Source organism: Pseudomonas extremaustralis, from assembly GCF_900102035.1.
Taxonomy (GTDB): Bacteria; Pseudomonadota; Gammaproteobacteria; order Pseudomonadales; family Pseudomonadaceae; genus Aquipseudomonas; species Aquipseudomonas extremaustralis.
This window is the reverse complement of record NZ_LT629689.1, coordinates 5,529,885-5,547,500: the sequence shown is the minus strand read 5'-3', so window position 1 is coordinate 5,547,500 and position 17,616 is coordinate 5,529,885. Positions and strand designations below refer to the sequence as shown.

The 17,616-nt window shown below is 59.3% G+C and carries 19 protein-coding genes (1 of these 19 cut by a window edge); 10 read left to right on the top strand and 9 right to left on the bottom strand.

All coding sequences use genetic code 11. The features are described 5' to 3' along the window. A protein-coding gene (gene tyrS / locus BLR63_RS25540) for a tyrosine--tRNA ligase (protein WP_010568024.1) crosses the window boundary here: on the bottom strand, nucleotides 1-1,174 show its 5' portion. It extends 26 nt beyond the left edge of the window; 1,174 of the gene's 1,200 nt are visible here — the first part of the coding sequence; its start codon is at nucleotides 1,172-1,174; its stop codon lies off the left edge, out of view. Nucleotides 1,175-1,383: 209 nt separating this feature from the next. Here tyrS and BLR63_RS25535 point away from each other — a divergent pair, with 209 nt between their 5' ends. Together BLR63_RS25535 and BLR63_RS25530 are read left to right on the top strand one after the other, a co-directional pair. Continuing rightward, entirely contained in the window at nucleotides 1,384-2,802 is a 1,419-nt protein-coding gene (locus tag BLR63_RS25535; protein WP_042947916.1) for a peptidoglycan DD-metalloendopeptidase family protein, read from the top strand. Between the two features lie 3 nt (nucleotides 2,803-2,805). Next, nucleotides 2,806-3,897, top strand: coding sequence for an anhydro-N-acetylmuramic acid kinase (locus tag BLR63_RS25530; RefSeq protein ID WP_010568022.1), 1,092 nt, complete (start codon nucleotides 2,806-2,808; stop codon nucleotides 3,895-3,897). A gap of 65 nt (nucleotides 3,898-3,962) precedes the next feature. Here the strand turns inward: BLR63_RS25530 and erpA are convergent, their stop codons facing one another. Together erpA and argC are read right to left on the bottom strand one after the other, a co-directional pair. Beyond that, the gene (erpA, locus tag BLR63_RS25525; RefSeq protein ID WP_007906865.1) at nucleotides 3,963-4,313 is read right to left on the bottom strand and encodes an iron-sulfur cluster insertion protein ErpA; all 351 of its coding nucleotides are present in this window, start codon (nucleotides 4,311-4,313) and stop codon (nucleotides 3,963-3,965) included. A gap of 165 nt (nucleotides 4,314-4,478) precedes the next feature. Further along, nucleotides 4,479-5,513: an N-acetyl-gamma-glutamyl-phosphate reductase gene (argC, locus tag BLR63_RS25520; protein ID WP_010568021.1), complete on the bottom strand. Its 1,035-nt coding sequence runs from the start codon at nucleotides 5,511-5,513 to the stop codon at nucleotides 4,479-4,481. Nucleotides 5,514-5,649: 136 nt separating this feature from the next. Here argC and hemJ point away from each other — a divergent pair, with 136 nt between their 5' ends. The 7 genes from hemJ (at nucleotide 5,650) to BLR63_RS25485 (ending at nucleotide 11,298) form a co-directional block, all read left to right on the top strand. Beyond that, nucleotides 5,650-6,078, top strand: coding sequence for a protoporphyrinogen oxidase HemJ (gene hemJ, locus BLR63_RS25515; protein WP_010568020.1), 429 nt, complete (start codon nucleotides 5,650-5,652; stop codon nucleotides 6,076-6,078). A 24-nt stretch (nucleotides 6,079-6,102) separates the two neighbouring features. After that, nucleotides 6,103-7,065, top strand: coding sequence for an NAD(P)H-dependent flavin oxidoreductase (locus tag BLR63_RS25510; protein ID WP_010568019.1), 963 nt, complete (start codon nucleotides 6,103-6,105; stop codon nucleotides 7,063-7,065). A gap of 74 nt (nucleotides 7,066-7,139) precedes the next feature. Beyond that, nucleotides 7,140-8,102, top strand: coding sequence for a DUF805 domain-containing protein (locus tag BLR63_RS25505; protein ID WP_010568018.1), 963 nt, complete (start codon nucleotides 7,140-7,142; stop codon nucleotides 8,100-8,102). A gap of 63 nt (nucleotides 8,103-8,165) precedes the next feature. Then, the gene (locus tag BLR63_RS25500) at nucleotides 8,166-8,954 is read left to right on the top strand and encodes an SDR family NAD(P)-dependent oxidoreductase (RefSeq protein WP_010568017.1); all 789 of its coding nucleotides are present in this window, start codon (nucleotides 8,166-8,168) and stop codon (nucleotides 8,952-8,954) included. 46 nt (nucleotides 8,955-9,000) lie between these two features. Further along, complete coding sequence (locus tag BLR63_RS25495) at nucleotides 9,001-9,339, top strand: histidine triad nucleotide-binding protein (protein ID WP_010568016.1); 339 nt, start codon at nucleotides 9,001-9,003, stop codon at nucleotides 9,337-9,339. Between the two features lie 117 nt (nucleotides 9,340-9,456). Further along, entirely contained in the window at nucleotides 9,457-10,104 is a 648-nt protein-coding gene (gene coq7, locus BLR63_RS25490) for a 2-polyprenyl-3-methyl-6-methoxy-1,4-benzoquinone monooxygenase (protein ID WP_010568015.1), read from the top strand. 93 nt (nucleotides 10,105-10,197) lie between these two features. Then, nucleotides 10,198-11,298 (top strand): IS110 family RNA-guided transposase, encoded by a 1,101-nt coding sequence (locus tag BLR63_RS25485; protein ID WP_042948040.1) that lies wholly within the window; start codon nucleotides 10,198-10,200, stop codon nucleotides 11,296-11,298. Between the two features lie 293 nt (nucleotides 11,299-11,591). Here the strand turns inward: BLR63_RS25485 and BLR63_RS25480 are convergent, their stop codons facing one another. Continuing rightward, nucleotides 11,592-12,014 carry an OsmC family protein gene (locus tag BLR63_RS25480; RefSeq protein ID WP_005792019.1) on the bottom strand — a complete coding sequence of 141 codons (423 nt, stop codon included), beginning with the start codon at nucleotides 12,012-12,014 and terminating at the stop codon, nucleotides 11,592-11,594. Between the two features lie 248 nt (nucleotides 12,015-12,262). Here BLR63_RS25480 and crp point away from each other — a divergent pair, with 248 nt between their 5' ends. After that, complete coding sequence (gene crp / locus BLR63_RS25475) at nucleotides 12,263-12,907, top strand: cAMP-activated global transcriptional regulator CRP (protein ID WP_010566366.1); 645 nt, start codon at nucleotides 12,263-12,265, stop codon at nucleotides 12,905-12,907. Here crp and BLR63_RS25470 read toward each other — a convergent pair. Genes BLR63_RS25470 through trpE form a run of 5 tightly spaced genes read right to left on the bottom strand, consistent with a single transcriptional unit; the run spans nucleotide 12,904 to nucleotide 17,588 of the window. Next, nucleotides 12,904-13,599, bottom strand: a complete 696-nt coding sequence (locus BLR63_RS25470; RefSeq protein WP_042947178.1) for a lipoyl protein ligase domain-containing protein — start codon at nucleotides 13,597-13,599, stop codon at nucleotides 12,904-12,906. The two genes, crp and BLR63_RS25470, sit on opposite strands and share 4 nt — an antisense overlap. A gap of 2 nt (nucleotides 13,600-13,601) precedes the next feature. After that, entirely contained in the window at nucleotides 13,602-14,438 is an 837-nt protein-coding gene (trpC, locus tag BLR63_RS25465; RefSeq protein ID WP_010566364.1) for an indole-3-glycerol phosphate synthase TrpC, read from the bottom strand. Next, nucleotides 14,435-15,484 (bottom strand): anthranilate phosphoribosyltransferase, encoded by a 1,050-nt coding sequence (gene trpD / locus BLR63_RS25460; RefSeq protein WP_010566363.1) that lies wholly within the window; start codon nucleotides 15,482-15,484, stop codon nucleotides 14,435-14,437. The genes trpC and trpD overlap by 4 nt, the downstream gene beginning before the upstream one ends. Nucleotides 15,485-15,493: 9 nt before the next feature. Continuing rightward, nucleotides 15,494-16,087, bottom strand: coding sequence for an aminodeoxychorismate/anthranilate synthase component II (locus BLR63_RS25455; protein WP_010566362.1), 594 nt, complete (start codon nucleotides 16,085-16,087; stop codon nucleotides 15,494-15,496). 19 nt (nucleotides 16,088-16,106) lie between these two features. Further along, entirely contained in the window at nucleotides 16,107-17,588 is a 1,482-nt protein-coding gene (gene trpE / locus BLR63_RS25450; protein ID WP_010566361.1) for an anthranilate synthase component I, read from the bottom strand. Nucleotides 17,589-17,616: the final 28 nt, after the last annotated feature.

The window sequence follows — 17,616 nt, the reverse complement described above, 5'->3', positions numbered from 1 at the left end:
CAAACGCCTTCTTCCCAGCCTGACACACATGGGTCGCTCCCAATTCGTATATAAAGGTGCGATCAACCACCTCACCATCTATACGCACACCACCGGAACCCAAGAGGTCGCGCGCGACCGCCGAGTTCTTCACCAGGCCCGCCTTATTCAGGACAGCCGCGATTGGCATCGCCTCCGCAGCAGCCAGCTCAATCTCCGGCAGGTCATCTGGCAACTCACCATCCTTCATCCGGTTGCCCGCCGCACGGTGAGCACTGGCCGCAGCCTCCTCACCATGGAAACGCGCAACAATCTCTTCAGCCAGCTTGATCTTGACGTCGCGAGGATTGGCACCCGCCTCGACATCCGCACGCAACGCATTGATTTCGTCCATCGAGCGAAAGCTCAACAGCTCGAAGTAACGCCACATCAACGCATCCGGAATCGAAACCAGCTTGCCATACATCACGCCCGGCGCTTCTTGGATACCGACGTAGTTACCCAGAGACTTGGACATCTTCTTGACGCCATCCAACCCCTCCAGCAACGGCATGGTCAGAATGCACTGAGCCTCCTGCCCATAAGCACGTTGCAGCTCACGCCCCATCAGAAGATTGAACTTCTGATCGGTGCCGCCCAACTCAACGTCAGCCCGCAACGCCACCGAGTCATACCCCTGGACCAGCGGATACAGAAACTCATGAATCGCGATCGGTTGATTGGTGGAGTAGCGCTTATCGAAGTCATCGCGCTCAAGCATGCGCGCCACGGTGTATTGGGATGTCAGGCGAATGAAATCCGCTGGCCCCATCTTGTCCATCCAAGTGGAGTTGAACGCCACCTCGGTCTTGGCCGGATCGAGAATCTTGAACACCTGGGTCTTATAGGTCTCGGCGTTATCGAGAACCTGCTCGCGGGTCAGCGGCGGACGCGTGGCACTCTTGCCGCTTGGATCACCGATCATCCCGGTAAAGTCACCTATTAGAAAGATGACCTGATGCCCCAGCTCCTGGAACTGGCGCAACTTGTTAATAAGCACGGTGTGACCCAGGTGCAGATCCGGCGCCGTCGGATCAAAGCCGGCCTTGATACGCAGGGGCTGGCCACGCTTGAGCTTTTCAATCAGCTCCGCCTCGACCAACAGTTCTTCCGCACCACGCTTTATAAGCGCTAACTGCTCTTCAACCGACTTCATAACAGACCCGCAAGGCTCAGATTCAAAAGGGAACCAACCATACAAGATCAGGGACTAATTACAAGTTTTGCCCTGCGCACGGACACCGTTCAGCAAGCCCAGCATTCGCAAGCTTGCGCCACAGATGATTTGGTTATATTTTATACAGTTATTTCATCTTCATCATGTCATTCATCTTTTCCAATTCATCTTCAAAGTCAAAATTACCTATGACCACAGAACCGTCTAAAGCGCCGCCGCTTTACCCAAAGACCCACCTGCTCGCCGCAAGTGGTATCGCTGCCCTTTTGAGCCTGGCACTCCTGGTATTCCCTTCCAGCGACGTAGAAGCCAAACGAACATCCCTGAGCCTTGACTTGGAAAGTCCAGTTGAACAACTGACACAAGATCAAGACGCTTCCGGCGCTCAACAAGCCACAAATGCCCCCGTCGATTCGCCGTTTGCCCAAATCGAAAGCGCCCCTGACGAGACTGGTCAAACCGCCCAGCAGCAGCCCGCACCTGCGACAGCACTAGCAAAGAGCCCTCAACATCGTGAAGTGATCGTCGGCAAGGGCGACACCCTTTCCACGCTGTTCGAAAAGGTCGGCCTACCTGCCACCACTGTTAATGAGGTCTTGGCCAGCGATAAACAAGCCAAGCAATTCAGCCAACTCAAGCGTGGTCAAAAACTCGAATTCGAACTGACCCCAGAGGGTCACCTGAACAACCTGCATAGCAACATCAGCGACCTGGAAAGCATCACCCTGACCAAGGGCGCCAAAGGCTTTGCATTCAATCGCATCATCACAAAGCCGGTGATGCGCTCCGCCTATGTACATGGCGTAATCAACAGCTCGCTGTCGCAATCGGCCGCCCGCGCCGGCTTGTCCCACAGTATGACCATGGACATGGCTAGCGTTTTTGGCTACGACATCGACTTCGCCCAGGACATCCGCCAGGGCGACGAATTCGACGTGATCTATGAGCAGAAGGTCGCCAACGGCAAAGTGGTCGGCACCGGCAATATCCTTTCCGCGCGCTTCACCAACCGCGGCAAAACCTACACCGCTGTGCGCTACACCAACAAACAAGGCAACAGCAGTTACTACACGGCTGATGGCAACAGCATGCGCAAGGCCTTTATCCGCACACCTGTGGATTTCGCCCGCATCAGCTCGCGTTTCTCCATGGGTCGCAAACACCCAATCCTGAACAAGATCCGCGCACACAAAGGCGTCGACTATGCAGCTCCGCGCGGTACACCCATCAAGGCCGCAGGTGACGGCAAGGTATTGCTGGCTGGACGCCGCGGCGGTTATGGCAACACCGTGATCATCCAGCACGGCAACACCTACCGTACGCTGTATGGCCACATGCAAGGTTTCGCCAAGGGCGTACAGACCGGTGGCAACGTGAAACAGGGCCAGGTGATCGGCTATATCGGTACCACGGGCCTGTCCACCGGCCCACACTTGCATTACGAGTTCCAAGTCAATGGTGTACACGTCGATCCATTGGGCCAGAAGCTGCCGATGGCAGACCCGATCGCCAAGGCCGAACGCGCGCGCTTCATGCAACAAAGCCAGCCGCTGATGGCGCGCATGGATCAAGAGCGCTCTACCCTGCTGGCTTCGGCGAAGCGTTAAGGTATGCCGCTCTATATAGGTGTGATGTCCGGGACCAGTCTCGATGGCCTGGATATCGCCCTGATCGAACAAGATGCCGCGATCAAGTTGATCGCCACTCACTACATCCCCATGCCAGACGGCCTGCGCGCGGAACTGCTCGGCCTTTGCACCAGCGGCCCGGACGAGATCGCCCGCTCGGCAATGGCCCAGCAACACTGGGTGACACTCGCCGCCCAGGGCGTCCATGCCCTGCTCGACCAGAACAACCTCAAGCCTCAGGACATTCGCGCGATCGGCAGCCATGGGCAGACCATCCGCCATGAACCAGCACGAGGCTTCACCGTACAGATTGGCAATCCCGCCCTGCTTACCGAGCTGACCGGCATCACCGTGGTCAGCGACTTCCGCAGTCGCGACGTTGCCGCAGGCGGCCAGGGTGCGCCTTTGGTGCCAGCCTTTCATGAAGCACTGTTTGATGAACGCAGTGGGAATCGCGCAGTGTTGAACGTCGGAGGGTTCAGCAACCTCAGCCTTATTGAGGCCGACAAGCCTGTAGCTGGCTTCGACTGCGGCCCAGGCAATGTCCTGCTGGATGCCTGGATTCATCAACAGCGCGGCGAACACTTTGATCGCGATGGTCAGTGGGCCGCCAGCGGAAAAGTAGAACCTCAGTTACTCCATGCGCTGCTCAGTGACCCCTTCTTCTTGACCAAAGGCCCCAAAAGCACTGGACGCGAAGTGTTCAACCTGGGATGGCTGCAACAACATCTGGCGCGCATGCCCGCTTTCGCCCCCCAGGACATCCAGGCCACGCTGTTGGAGCTGACTGCCCTGACCATTGTCGAGTCGCTGCAAGCCGCCCAACCCCAGACAAAGACCCTGCTCGTCTGCGGCGGCGGCGCCCATAACAGTGCACTGATGAAGCGTCTGGCCGCACTACTGCCATCGACCCAGGTCAGCAGTACCGCCAACCATGGTGCAGACCCCGACTGGGTCGAAGCCATGGCCTTCGCCTGGCTGGCCCACTGCTGCCTTGAAGGCATCGCCACCAACCGCCCCAGCGTCACCGGTGCACGCGGGCTGCGGGTACTGGGCGCGATCTACCCTGCCTAAAATCCAGACAGCAAAACGCCGCTGGGCCGATCAAAGCCAAGCGGCGTTTTTATATCCGCTACCGATCAGATCGAGAACGAAGACCCACAACCACATGTAGTAGTGGCATTAGGGTTCTTGATCACGAAACGTGAACCCTCAAGACCTTCCTGATAATCCACCTCGGCGCCTGCCAAGTATTGGAAACTCATGGGGTCCACAACCAGGCTCACACCTTCGCGCTCAACAATGGTGTCATCATCGGCCACTTCTTCATCGAAGGTAAAACCGTACTGAAACCCTGAACAACCGCCGCCCGTAACGAATACGCGCAGCTTCAAGCGATCATTACCCTCTTCATCGACCAGGCTCTTCACCTTGTGCGCAGCACCGTGGGTGAATTGCAAAGCCGTGGGGGTGAAGGATTCAACGCTCATGCTGATAATCTCCCGGCGTACCGCCGCCATATGCGTAATGGTCGGCATTATCCGCTTCTCCTAGAAAAGCGGTCAACTATTGTTACGGTATATCAATCTGCGCAGCCGCCATTAAAAACACAAAAGGCCCGATCGATGGGCCTTCTGTTAAGCGACATAACCGCCTTACGGCAGCATGCCTGCGTGGGACAAGCCCAGCTTTTCATCCAGGCCGAACAGGATGTTCATGTTCTGCACCGCCTGGCCCGACGCGCCCTTGACCAGATTATCGATCACCGACAGCACCACGACCAAGTCGCCATCTTGTGGGCGGTGCACGGCGATACGGCAGACGTTGGCGCCACGCACACTGCGGGTCTCCGGATGACTGCCGACCGGCATCACATCGACGAACGGCTCGTTGGCGTAGCGCTTTTCAAACAGCGCCTGCAGATCGACCGAGCGATCAACCACGGTTGCGTAAAGCGTGGAATGAATGCCACGGATCATCGGCGTCAGGTGCGGTACAAAGGTCAGCCCCACGTCCTTGCCGGCGGCGCGACGCAGCCCCTGGCGGATTTCCGGCAGATGGCGATGCCCTTTTACCGCGTAGGCCTTCATGCTTTCCGACGTCTCGGAGTACAGCGAACCCACCGCTGCCCCACGACCGGCGCCGCTGACGCCAGATTTGCAGTCGGCGATCAGGCGCGAAGCATCCGCCAGCCCGGCTTCAAGCAATGGCAAGAAGCCCAACTGCGTCGCGGTCGGATAGCAACCCGGCACGGCAATCAGGCGCGCTTGCTTGATCTGCTCACGATTGACTTCAGGCAGGCCGTACACGGCCTCTCCCAACAGTTCCGGTGCCCCATGAGGCTGACCGTACCATTTGGCCCACTCGTCGGCGTCCTGCAGACGGAAATCCGCCGACAGATCGATCACCTTGGTGCCCGCAGCCAGCAGCTCACCGGCCAGCGCGTGGGCAACGCCGTGAGGGGTGGCAAAAAACACCACGTCACAGTCGCCGAGGGTCTTGATGTCCGGCACGCTGAAGGCCAGGCCGTCGTAGTGGCCCCGCAGGTTCGGGTACATATCAGCCACAGCCAGACCGGCCTCGGATCGGGAAGTGATGACTACCACCTCAGCTTGCGGATGCTGAGCCAACAGACGCAGCAGTTCGACACCGGTGTAACCCGTGCCGCCGACGATACCGACCTTGACCATAAACCTGCCCTCAAAGAACCCACTGGAAAGCCGTCGATAATAGGGGCCGCATTGTCCTGCGACAACCGCCAAGGTGACGTAAGGACGCATGAGCCACTACTATCTTCAGTTACCGTGAACCTGGGAATAACTAAAAATGCTTTATCTATGGGTCAAAGCCTTCCATATCGTCGCCATCGTGTGCTGGTTTGCCGGGCTGTTTTACCTGCCACGCCTGTTCGTCTACCACGCACAAAGCGAGGATGCGGTGAGCAAGGAGCGTTTCAACGTGATGGAGCGCAAGCTGTATCGCGGCATCATGGGGCCGGCGATGATTGCCACCCTGGTATTCGGCATCTGGCTGATTGCCCTGAACCCCAGCATTTTCCAATCGGGCGCCTGGATTCACGCCAAGCTCACCCTGGTGGTGTTCCTTATCGGCTACCACCACATGTGCGGTGCGCAGGTAAAACGTTTTGCCCGTGGCGAAAACACCCGCAGCCATGTCTTTTATCGCTGGTTCAATGAAGTCCCGGTTCTCATATTGCTGGCTATCGTAATTTTGGTCGTGGTCAAACCGTTCTAACGTCAATGACTCGGGGTACCTCCAATGTCGCTGCCCGCTCTGCTAGAACAACGCCTGCGCCTGCCCGTTGTGGCTGCGCCGATGTTCCTGATTTCCAATCCACAGCTGGTCCTGGCGTGCTGCCGCAATGGCGTGGTCGGGAGTTTCCCGGCGCTGAACCAGCGCGAAAGCAGTGGTTTCAAAGCCTGGCTGGAGGAAATTGAAACGGGCCTGGCGCAGTTGGAGAATCCCGCACCCTATGCCGTCAATTTGATAGTGCACAACAGCAATCCGCGACTGGAGGCCGACCTGGCGATCTGCGTCGAGCACAAAGTGCCGATCGTGATCACCAGCCTCGGTGCAGTGAAAGAGTTGGTGGACGCCGTACACAGCTATGGCGGCCTGGTTTTCCATGACGTCACCACTCGGCGCCATGCCGAAAAAGCCGCTGAAGCCGGTGTGGATGGTTTGATCGCCGTGCCCGCTGGCGCCGGGGGACATGCCGGCACTTGGAGCCCCTTCTCGCTGGTTGCCGAGATTCGCCAATTCTTCGACAAAACCCTGCTGCTTGCCGGCTGCCTCAACCATGGGCACGAAATCCTCGCCGCCCAGTTGCTCGGCGCAGACCTGGCCTACCTCGGTACGCGCTTTATCGCGACCGCCGAAAGCCACGCACCTGATGCATATAAGGAGATGCTGCTCACATCGCACGCCGCCGACATCGTGCACACTGCGGCCGTCTCTGGCGTACCCGCAAGCTTTATGCGCCAGAGCCTGGAAAACGCCGGTTTCGACATCAAGTCCCTACAGGGCAAAGGCGAGATCAATTTCGGTTCCAAGCTCAAGCCCTTGAGCGACGAAGCCAAGGCCTGGAAGACTGTATGGTCTGCCGGCCAGGGCGTTGGTGAGATTAATGATTTGCCCAGCGTCGATGAACTCGTTGCCCGCCTGGATGCCGAATACCGCAAGGCACTCGAGCACGCGATACAATTGCGCTGGCCACGCTGAACCATAAACACCGCAGGGCCTGCCCATAGAGCAAGCCCGCACTACCTCCCTGAACAAGTGACAAGGATGCCTGCATGAGCGACAACCGTTTCAAGATTGTGTTTGATGGAGCCTTGCTCCCGGGCGTCGAAAGCACCACGGCGAAACTGAACCTGGCCGAGCTGTTCAAAAGTGAAGTCGAAGCCATCGAGAAGCTCTTTACGGGCCGCACGGTAGCCCTGAAGCGCGACTTGTCCCGTCCCGATGCCGAAACCTACCTCACCGCACTGAAAAACGCCGGGGTCGATGCTCGTATCGAACCAGAACAACCCGTGACCTTCAGCCTTGCCGAAACCCACGAGACCGACGCCGGTGATTCTGGATTCTCCCGCACGGGTGCCTCGCCCTATGCGCCGCCACGCGCGCCTGTAGGTGACGACCTGCCTGAGTATTCCACGCTCAATGTGTTCACCATCGACGGGCGCATCGGGCGCTTGCGGTACCTGGCATGGACACTTGTATTGACCGTCGCAATGCTCGTTGCCTCAGGCATTATCGCCACCGCAAGCTTTGCGGTAGCGACCGCTTCGCCGACGGCAGGTGTCATTCTGGGTTCACTGCTGGGCTTTGCATTGTTCGTCGCGATGGTCTGGGTCAGCGTGCAAATCGGTGTACAACGCCTGCACGACCTGGGCTGGTCGGGCTGGCTGTACCTGCTGAACCTGGTGCCGCTGGTGAACAGCATTTTCCCACTGCTGCTGCTGGTGTTGCCCGGTAACGCCGGCGCCAACCAGTACGGCGCACCACCACCACGCAACTCCACCGCGGTGAAGGTCCTGGCGTCCCTGTGGCTGGCGTTTATCCCATTGATGCTCATCATTGTGATGACCTTGGGCATGAACGGCTACCTGAACCAACTCGAAGCCAACGTCGACAGCAGCTATGAAAGCAGCTCCCTCAACGCCGACCAGGACGTCGACCAAAGCGTGATCGTCGAAGAAGAAGACGCGCAAAGTGCTGACGATGCGGCCGAACCTGTAGACTCTCCAGAACAGTGAAAAAACGCCCGCCGCCTGTGATGCATCTATCACCGGCACCGCGGCGTTGCGATGGAGAAAGGCATGACCCGTTACGCTCTGATCACCGGCGCCTCCAGCGGCATCGGCCTGGCCCTGGCCGAAGCCCTGGCCCGACGCGGCCGCAGCTTGATTCTGGTGGCCCGCCAGCGTGATCAGTTGGAAAGCATTGCAATTGAATTGACTCAACGCTTCGGCGTCGAGGTGCTGTTTCGGGCCTGCGATCTGGGGGAGCCGCTACGCTTGTCCGGGTTCCTGCTGGAGCTTGAAGAAGGCGAACGGCAGATCGACTTGCTGGTCAATTGCGCCGGCATTGGCACCAGTGGGCCTTTCCTGGCACAGGACTGGATGACCGAGCAGGACCTGATCGAAGTCAACATCCTCGCCCTCACCCGTATGTGCCATGCCCTGGGCAATGCCATGGCGTTGCATGGCGGCGGGCAAATCCTCAACGTCGCGTCGGTCGCGGCGTTCCAGCCCGGTCCGTGGATGAGCAGCTACTACGCCAGCAAGGCCTATGTGCTGCATTTCTCCGAAGGCCTGCGCGAAGAGTTGAAAACCTGTGGCATCAAGGTCTCGGTGCTCTGCCCCGGCCCGACACGCACTGCCTTCTATGGCACCGCGCAGATGGACACCGCCAAGCTCGAGCGCACTGACAAACTGATGAGCCCGGAAGAAGTGGCGCTCTACACGGTACGCGCCCTGGAACGGAACAAAGCCATCATTATTCCTGGTCGACGCAACCGCTGGATCGCCTTCAGCCCGCGCTTGAGCCCACGCTGGCTGACCCGCAAGATTGCCGGCGCCATCAATAAGGCCTATTGCCCGCGCTGACCGGCTGAGTACACTCACCCTGCACATTCACCATGGAGAAACAGCTTTGGATACTCTGTTCACCAAGATCATCAACAGAGAAATACCCGCGAAGATCATCTATGAAGATGACCAGGTTCTCGCCTTCCACGATATCGCCCCACAAGCGCCGGTACATTTTCTGGTTATCCCGAAAAAACCGATCCGCACCCTGAATGATCTGACCGAGGACGACAAAACCTTGGCTGGGCATATCCTGTTCACCGCTCAGCGCCTGGCCCTGGAACTGGGCTGCGAGAAGGGCTTCCGCGTAGTGATGAACTGCAACGAAGAGGGTGGCCAGACCGTTTACCACATCCATATGCATGTGCTGGGTCAGCGCCAGATGAACTGGCCGCCGGGCTGATACCCTTGATACACGGGTCGCCGGCCCCGGCATGCGACCCTATGCCTTTGACTCAGCGCAAACGCTTCGCCCCCTCTTGCGGTAAACTGGCCGCCGAGATTCTTCCCTGAGGTCAGCATGACTACCCAACGTCACTACTCGCCGATTGACCGTCTGTTGCTGCAAGCCGATACAGCCATGCGCACACTGCTTCCCTTCAGCGGCCAGCCCTATCGTCCATCGCCCGCCATCGTGCAGCCCGACGCACAGATGAGCGAGACCGATACCCGCCACGTCGCCGGCCTCATGCGCATCAACCATACCGGCGAAGTCTGCGCCCAGGCGCTGTATCAAGGCCAGGCCCTGACGGCCAAGTTGCCTCAGGTGCGCGCAGCAATGGAGCATGCAGCCGAGGAAGAAATCGACCACCTCGCGTGGTGCGAGCAACGCATCCGCCAACTGGGCAGCCACCCAAGCGTGCTGAACCCGTTGTTTTATGGTTTGTCGTTTGGTATCGGTGCTGCTGCCGGCCTGATCAGCGATAAGGTCAGCCTCGGTTTTGTCGCGGCCACCGAAAATCAGGTCTGCAAGCACCTCGATGAGCACTTGGAGCAACTGCCAGCCGGAGACGAAAAGTCCCGCGCAATTCTTGAGCAGATGCGTATCGACGAAGAACACCACGCAGAAAGTGCCTTGGATGCCGGCGGTTTCCGCTTTCCGGCACCGGTGAGGTTTGGCATGAGCCTGCTGGCCAAAGTCATGACCAAAAGCACCTACCGCATCTGAAGCCACTGTAATTGAATGGACTCGCCCAAGCCGAGGCGTCTGTGCGCCACGGTGGCATTCTTATAGAAAGCCAACGACAGCGAGGGCGAGACCATGAAAAAGCATACGACGATCAACCAGTCTTTGTCAGCCGATGTATCTACCTGCATGAACGTTGCGGTAGATCTTGCCAAAAAGGTCTTTCAGGTGGCCGGTGAGGATGCGCTCGGACAGGTGATATTCGAGGATCGGATCAAGTCACGTGAAGCCTTCCAGGCCTTTCTTCAGAAGCTTCCAGCAAGCGTGACGGTGCTGGTGGAAACCGGGCCAGGCGCTCAAGCATGGGCGCGGTTGCTGCAAGCGCAGGGCAATCCCGTGCGCATCCTGCCCGCTCAGCATGTTGCCAATCATCGCAGCGGCCCGAAAAACGATCGCAATGATGCATTGGCGATCCTGCGTGCAGGCCGCGATTGCACGATATCAGCGGTACCGGTCAAGAGCGCAGCGGCGATGGCGATGCAAGCACTGCACCGGGCCCGGCAGGGATACATTCGGCGACGTACGGCGGTCGGTAATCAGATGCGTGGCTTGTTGCTGGAGCAAGGGGTCTCTATGGCGCAGGGCGAAACAGCCATCAGCCAACGTGTCCCTCGAATACTGGAAGATGCTACTCAGCCATTACCCGATTTGCTGCGTGAACTGATCGCCGAGCTGCTAGGAGAATGGGATCAATTGGGCGAGCGCGTGAACGTGTTGACTGGTCGGCTCGAAACAGCGGCCAAGCAGAACGAGACCGCCAAGCGGCTGATGACGGTACGCGGAGTGGGGCCGATCATTGCCACAGCGCTACTGGCCAAGCAAACCGAGCCTGAACGCTTCGCCAATGCTCGACAGTTCGCCGCCTACTTCGGGTTGGTACCCAGCCAACACAGTAGTGGCGAGAAGATCCGGTTGGGCAAGATGAGCAAACAGGGTGATGCTTACTTGCGCAGCTTGGCGATCCAAGGTGCCCACGCAGTTCTAAGACAGGTACGACCGGATTCAGAGCAGCCGGACGACCAGCGTCTACAGCGCTGGATATCCCGCCTGGGACGCAAGGAGGCGGCGGTGCGTTTGGCCAACCGCAACCTGCGCATCCTCTGGCGGCTCCTTCAAAATGACCAGACTTATCGTCGCCAACCAGGCAATAGCCAGGAGGCTACGATGAGTCACTGATCTACAGCGTTCTGCCACCGGGGCGTTAAGCCGCTCCAACCCATGCTAAAGAACATTGACCCCTGGTCAGACCGTCGCGAACTGATGCCTGCGCTCCTACCGGCCCTTGAGGCCTAACTGTAATGGGCATATCGCGAGCTGATCCAATGTTGGCCAGAAGCTGTTTGGGCTTCCTTGAATAGGCCTGATACATAGATGCAACCGGGTAACAATGTTTGAAAAGCGGGTTGAATGTGGGGGCGAGTCCATACATAGGAACGAGCTTGCTCGCTCCTACAGGAATCGTCTAGCGATCAACCCAGCTCGATGATTTCGTAATCATGGGTGATGGCCACACCGGCCGCGCCCAGCATGATCGACGCCGAGCAGTACTTTTCGGCCGACAATTCGATGGCCCGCTTGACCTGCGCCTCCTTCAGTGCCCGCCCTTTCACCACGAAATGCATGTGGATCTTGGTAAACACCTTGGGATCTTCAGTGGCCCGCTCGGCTTCCAGGAAGGCTTCACAGCTTTCCACGGCCTGGCGGGACTTCTTGAGGATGCTGACCACGTCGAAATTGCTGCAACCACCGACACCGAGCAGGAGCATTTCCATCGGACGTACGCCCAGGTTACGACCACCGGCTTCCGGCGGGCCGTCCATGACCACCACATGACCACTGCCCGACTCACCGAGGAACATGGCTTCGCCCGCCCATTGGATGCGTGCCTTCATCGCCCAGACTCCACTGTAAAAAAAGGGGTGCCAGCTTAGCACAGGGTCAGTTCACCACAGCGTTTCCCATCAGAGCGATCAACGACCGGCTCTCACCTGTAAATTCGCTGATCGAGACAGAATACGTCTGTTAAGCTGGCGCCAAATCAATGGCGCATTGCCACTCTTTTTGTGCTGCGTGTATCAATAACGATACTAATGAATACAATAACGCCAACTACCTCGCTCCGCCTTTTCGGGATACAACCATGGTTGCGCTGACTCCCACACCCAAGATCAAGAATCTCGACAAATTGTTGATGCACTGCCAGCGCCGGCGTCATCCGGCCAAGCACAACATCATCTGTGCCGGCGAGCGCTCCGAGACACTGTTCTTCATTATCAAAGGCTCGGTCACCATCCTGATCGAGGATGAAGACGGCCGTGAAATGATCATTGCCTACCTGAACACCGGCGATTTCTTTGGGGAACTGGGTCTGTTTGAACAAGCCGGCAAGGAGCAGGAGCGCAGCGCCTGGGTCCGCACCAAGATCGAGTGCGAGGTAGCCGAGATCAGTTATGCAAAATTCCGCGAATTGGCCCAGCAGGATCCCGATATCCTTTATGCCTTGAGCGGCCAGATTGCCCAGCGCCTGCGCGACACCACGCGCAAGGTCGGCGATCTGGCATTCTTTGACGTCACCGGCCGCGTGGCCCGCTGCCTGCTGGAATTGTGCAAACAACCCGATGCCATGACCCACCCCGACGGCATGCAAATCAAGGTCACACGCCAGGAGATCGGGCGCATTGTCGGCTGTTCGAGGGAGATGGTCGGCCGCGTGCTCAAAGACCTGGAAGAGCGCAACCTGGTAAATGTCAAAGGCAAGACGATGGTGGTGTTCGGTACCCGTTAAACCGGCAGGAAGCTGGCCAACATGTGACGGTACAAAGTGTCCAGCCGGCTGATTGCATCCGGCGCGGGAAAGGCTTCGTGCAGCGCGATATGGCTGTCGGCACGAACGCGCTGGTCGAGACCGCAGGCCTCATTGAAGCGATTGACCGCCGCAATCAGGGCTTCGCGGTCGTTATCCAGCAACAACGCTCCATGCACCAACCCCACGGCGCGGCCAGCACTTTGCCGCCAGCGCTGGGCGGTGCCGACCATTTTGCGGCCATTGAGATTGACGTTGTAGCGACCGTCGCAGAATGCGCCGTCGATTTCACCGACCGACGCATCCCCGCCCAATTCGATCAACAAATCGCAGATCGGCTGGCACAGACGTTGATAACCGGTTTCGATCCGCCCTTGATCGCCTTCACTGCGAGGCGGTGCGTAAACCAGGGCGATATTGACCGTTGCGCTCGACTGCGGCACCGGCTCACCACCGGTTTCACGCAGCAACACCGGCCAACCGGCATCCGCCGAGACCTGGCTGGCGCGCTCGAACGCCGGCAACCGGCTTAAACGACGCGGCATCACCAAGGCTTGGTCGCTGGGCTGCCAGAACAGCAGCCCGAATGCCTGTTCACCGGCGCAAACGGCAGCCAGCAACGCCTGCTCGGCGGCAAGCCCTGCTTCGACGGTCATTGCCACCGGCTGCGTCATCATCAGTCCAGGGTCGAACCGCTGACCGCCACGCCACGCTCCGGGAAGAACAGGCGCTGCAGTTCCGCCCCTGGGTTTTCAGCGCGCATGAAGGTCTCGCCGACCAGGAACGAATACACACCACTGATTTCCATCAACTCCACATCGGCACGATTGACGATGCCACTCTCGGTGATCACCAAGCGATCGCGCGGAATGCGCGGCAGCAGGTCGAGGGTGTTTTCCAGGCTGACTTCAAAGGTATGCAGGTTACGGTTATTCACGCCGACCAACGGCGTGTCGAGGGTCTTCAGCGCTCGCTCCAGCTCATCGCCATCGTGCACTTCCACCAGCACATCCAGGCCGACGCTTTTGGCCACGGCCGCCAACTCGGCCATCTTCACGTCATCCAGCGCGGAGACGATCAGCAGCACGCAGTCGGCGCCCAACGCACGGGCTTCGATGATCTGGTACGGATCGACCATGAAATCCTTGCGGATCACCGGCAACTTGCACGCGGCACGTGCCTGCTGCAGGAACAGGTCGGAACCCTGGAAGAAGTCGATATCGGTCAACACGGACAGGCAAGTCGCCCCGCCCTTCTCATAGCTGACGGCGATCTCGGCCGGGACGAAGTTCTCACGGATCACGCCTTTGCTCGGCGAGGCCTTCTTGACCTCGGCGATCACGGCTGGCTGCTTGAGCTTGGCCTGGGCGATCAGGGCATTGGCGAAACCGCGCGGCGCACCAGCGCTTTTCGCTTGTGCTTCCAGCTCGGCCAGACTCACACGGGCGCGGCGCTCGGCAACTTCTTCGGCCTTGCGGGCCAGGATTTTTTCCAGAACGGTCGGCACACTCATCCTTCATTCTCCATCTTGAATACTGCGGTGAATGCTCCCAGCTCTTCGAGCTTTTCACGAGCCAGCCCGGTGTGCAGCGCATCGTGGGCCAACTCGACACCTTCCTTGAGACTATAGGCGTGATCGGCCGCATAAAGTGCCGCGCCAGCATTCAGAACAATCATTTCCGCAGCTTTTTGACCGTTCTCAGTCTTGCGACGCCCCAAGGCATCGCGAATCAGTTCCAGCGAAGCCGCCGGGCTTTCCACGGCCAGGCCATGCAGGCTCTGGCTCTTCATACCCAGGTCTTCGGGCTCGACCCAGTATTCGGTGACCTGATCATTCTTCAACTCCGCCACAAAAGTCGGCGCCGCGAGGCTGAATTCATCCAGGCCATCCTTGGAATGCACCACCAGCACGTGCTTGCTGCCCAGGCGTTGCAGGACTTGCGCCAACGGCAGGCACAGCGCCTGGCTGAATACGCCGACCACCTGATGTTTGACACCGGCCGGATTCGTAAGCGGGCCGAGCATGTTGAACAGGGTGCGCAGGCCGAGGTCCTTGCGCGGGCCGGCAGCGTGTTTCATCGCCCCATGATGGGACTGGGCAAACATGAAACCGATGCCGACGCTGTCGATGCAACGCGCCACTTGCACCGGGGTCAGGTTCAGGTAGATACCGGCAGCTTCCAGCAAGTCGGCGCTGCCGCTTTTGCCGGACACCGCACGGTTGCCGTGCTTGGCCACGGTGCAACCCGCCGCCGCCACCACAAAGGAGGCCGCCGTCGACACGTTGAAAATATTCGCCCCGTCGCCGCCGGTGCCGACCACATCGACCACGCCGTCGAGGGTCTTGAGCTCGACCTTGTCCGCCAGCTCGCGCATCACCGAGACGGCGCCGACGATCTCGTCGATGCTCTCGCTCTTCATGCGCATCGCCATCATGAACGCGCCGATCTGCGCATCGGTGCATTGACCGGTCATGATCTCGCGCATCACATCGCTCATCTCAGCGGTGCTCAGGTCCAGATGGCTGACGACACGGCCCAGGGCTGTCTTGATATCCATGAAAAATCCTTAGCGCGTGCCGCCGCTCTGCTTGAGAAAGTTGGCGAACAGCTCGTAACCCTGCTCGGTCAGAATCGACTCGGGGTGAAACTGCACCCCTTCGATATTCAGTGTCTTGTGGCGCAGGCCCATGATCTCATCGACCGAGCCGTCTGCCAGTTGGGTCCAGGCGGTCACCTCAAGGCACTCGGGCAGGGTTTCGCGCTTGACCACCAGCGAGTGGTAGCGGGTCACCGTCACCGGCAACTTAAGCCCGTGGAACACACCCACATTATTGTGGAACACGGCGCTGGTCTTGCCATGCATCACCTGGCGCGCACGCACCACGTCACCGCCAAACGCCTGGCCAATGGACTGGTGCCCCAGGCACACGCCCAGGATCGGCAGTTTGCCGGCGAAATACTTGATCGCCTCCAGGGAAATGCCCGCCTCGGTCGGCGTGCAAGGGCCCGGCGACACTACGATGCGCTCTGGGTTGAGGGCCGCAATTTCAGCCACGGTCAGTTCGTCGTTACGCACCACCTTGACCTCGGCACCGAGCTCGCCCAGGTACTGCACAACGTTGTAGGTAAAGGAGTCGTAGTTATCAATCATCAGCAACATGGGGAAACCTCAAGAATTCTTAGCCCTGGGGGGTCTGTTCAGCCAATGCCACGGCGCGGAACATGGCGCGGCGCTTGTTCAGGGTTTCTTCCCATTCGAGGGCCGGCACCGAGTCGGCGACGATCCCGCCACCGGCCTGCACATGCAGCTCCCCGTCCTTGATCACCGCCGTGCGGATCGCAATGGCCGTGTCCATGTTGCCGTTCCAGGCGAAATACCCCACGGCACCGCCGTAGACGCCACGCTTGACCGGTTCCAGCTCATCGATGATTTCCATCGCGCGAATCTTCGGCGCACCCGACAGTGTGCCCGCCGGCAGAATCGCCCGCAGCGCGTCCATCGCAGTCAAGCCGGCTTTCAGTTCGCCGGTGACGTTAGACACGATATGCATCACGTTGGAATAACGCTCGATCACCATCTTCTCGGTGAGCTTGACCGAGCCGATTTCCGAGACCCGACCGGTGTCGTTGCGGCCCAGGTCGATCAGCATCAGGTGCTCGGCGATTTCCTTGTCGTCGCTCAGAAGATCCTCTTCCAGCGCCAGGTCCGCTTCTTCGGTCGCGCCACGTGGGCGGGTGCCGGCGATCGGGCGCACGGTGATCAGGTTGTCCTCGACGCGCACCAGCACTTCCGGCGAACTGCCGACGACGTGGAAATCACCAAAGTTGAAGAAGTACATGTACGGCGTCGGGTTGAAGCAACGCAGCGCCCGGTACAAGTCGATCGGCGCGGCCTTGAAGTCGATGGACATGCGTTGCGACGGCACGACTTGCATGCAGTCACCGGCGAGGATGTATTCCTTGATGGTATCGACCGCGCGCTCGTAGTCATCCTGGGTAAAACTGGAGCGGAACACCGGGTCAGCCGCCGGCGGACGGCTGAGGTCCAGGCCGCGACGCGGGGTGATCGGCTGGCGCAGCTTTTCCAGCAGGGCCTCGAGGCTGGCCAGGCCCTGCTCGAAAGCGTCAGCCTGGGAGGGGTCGGCGAGCACGATCGCGTGCATCTTGCCGGCGAGGTTGTCGAACACCACCACGGCGTCGGAGACCATCAACAGAATGTCCGGCACGCCCAGCGGGTCCGGGTTCGGGCATTTGCCCAGGCGCTTTTCCACATAACGCACGCAGTCGTAGCCGAAATACCCCACCAGGCCGCCGTTGAAACGCGGCAGGCCAGGGATGGTCGGCACGTTGTAGCGCGCCTTGAAGGTTTCGACGAAGGCCAGCGGGTCTTCTACATCGTGGCTTTCGATCTCGACGCCATCGTGGGTGATGCTGACGTGATGGTCATGCACCCGCAGCACGGTGCGGCATGGCAGGCCGATGATCGAGTAACGGCCCCACTTCTCGCCGCCCTGTACCGATTCGAGCAGGTAGGAGTTGGGCTCGTCGGCCAGTTTCAGGTAGATCGACAGCGGCGTATCGAAGTCGGCCAGGGTTTCGCAGGCCAGGGGGATACGGTTATAGCCGGCAGCGGCCAAACGCAGGAATTCTTCGCGGATCATGAGGTGCCTCGTGGCGTGAGGGTCTAAC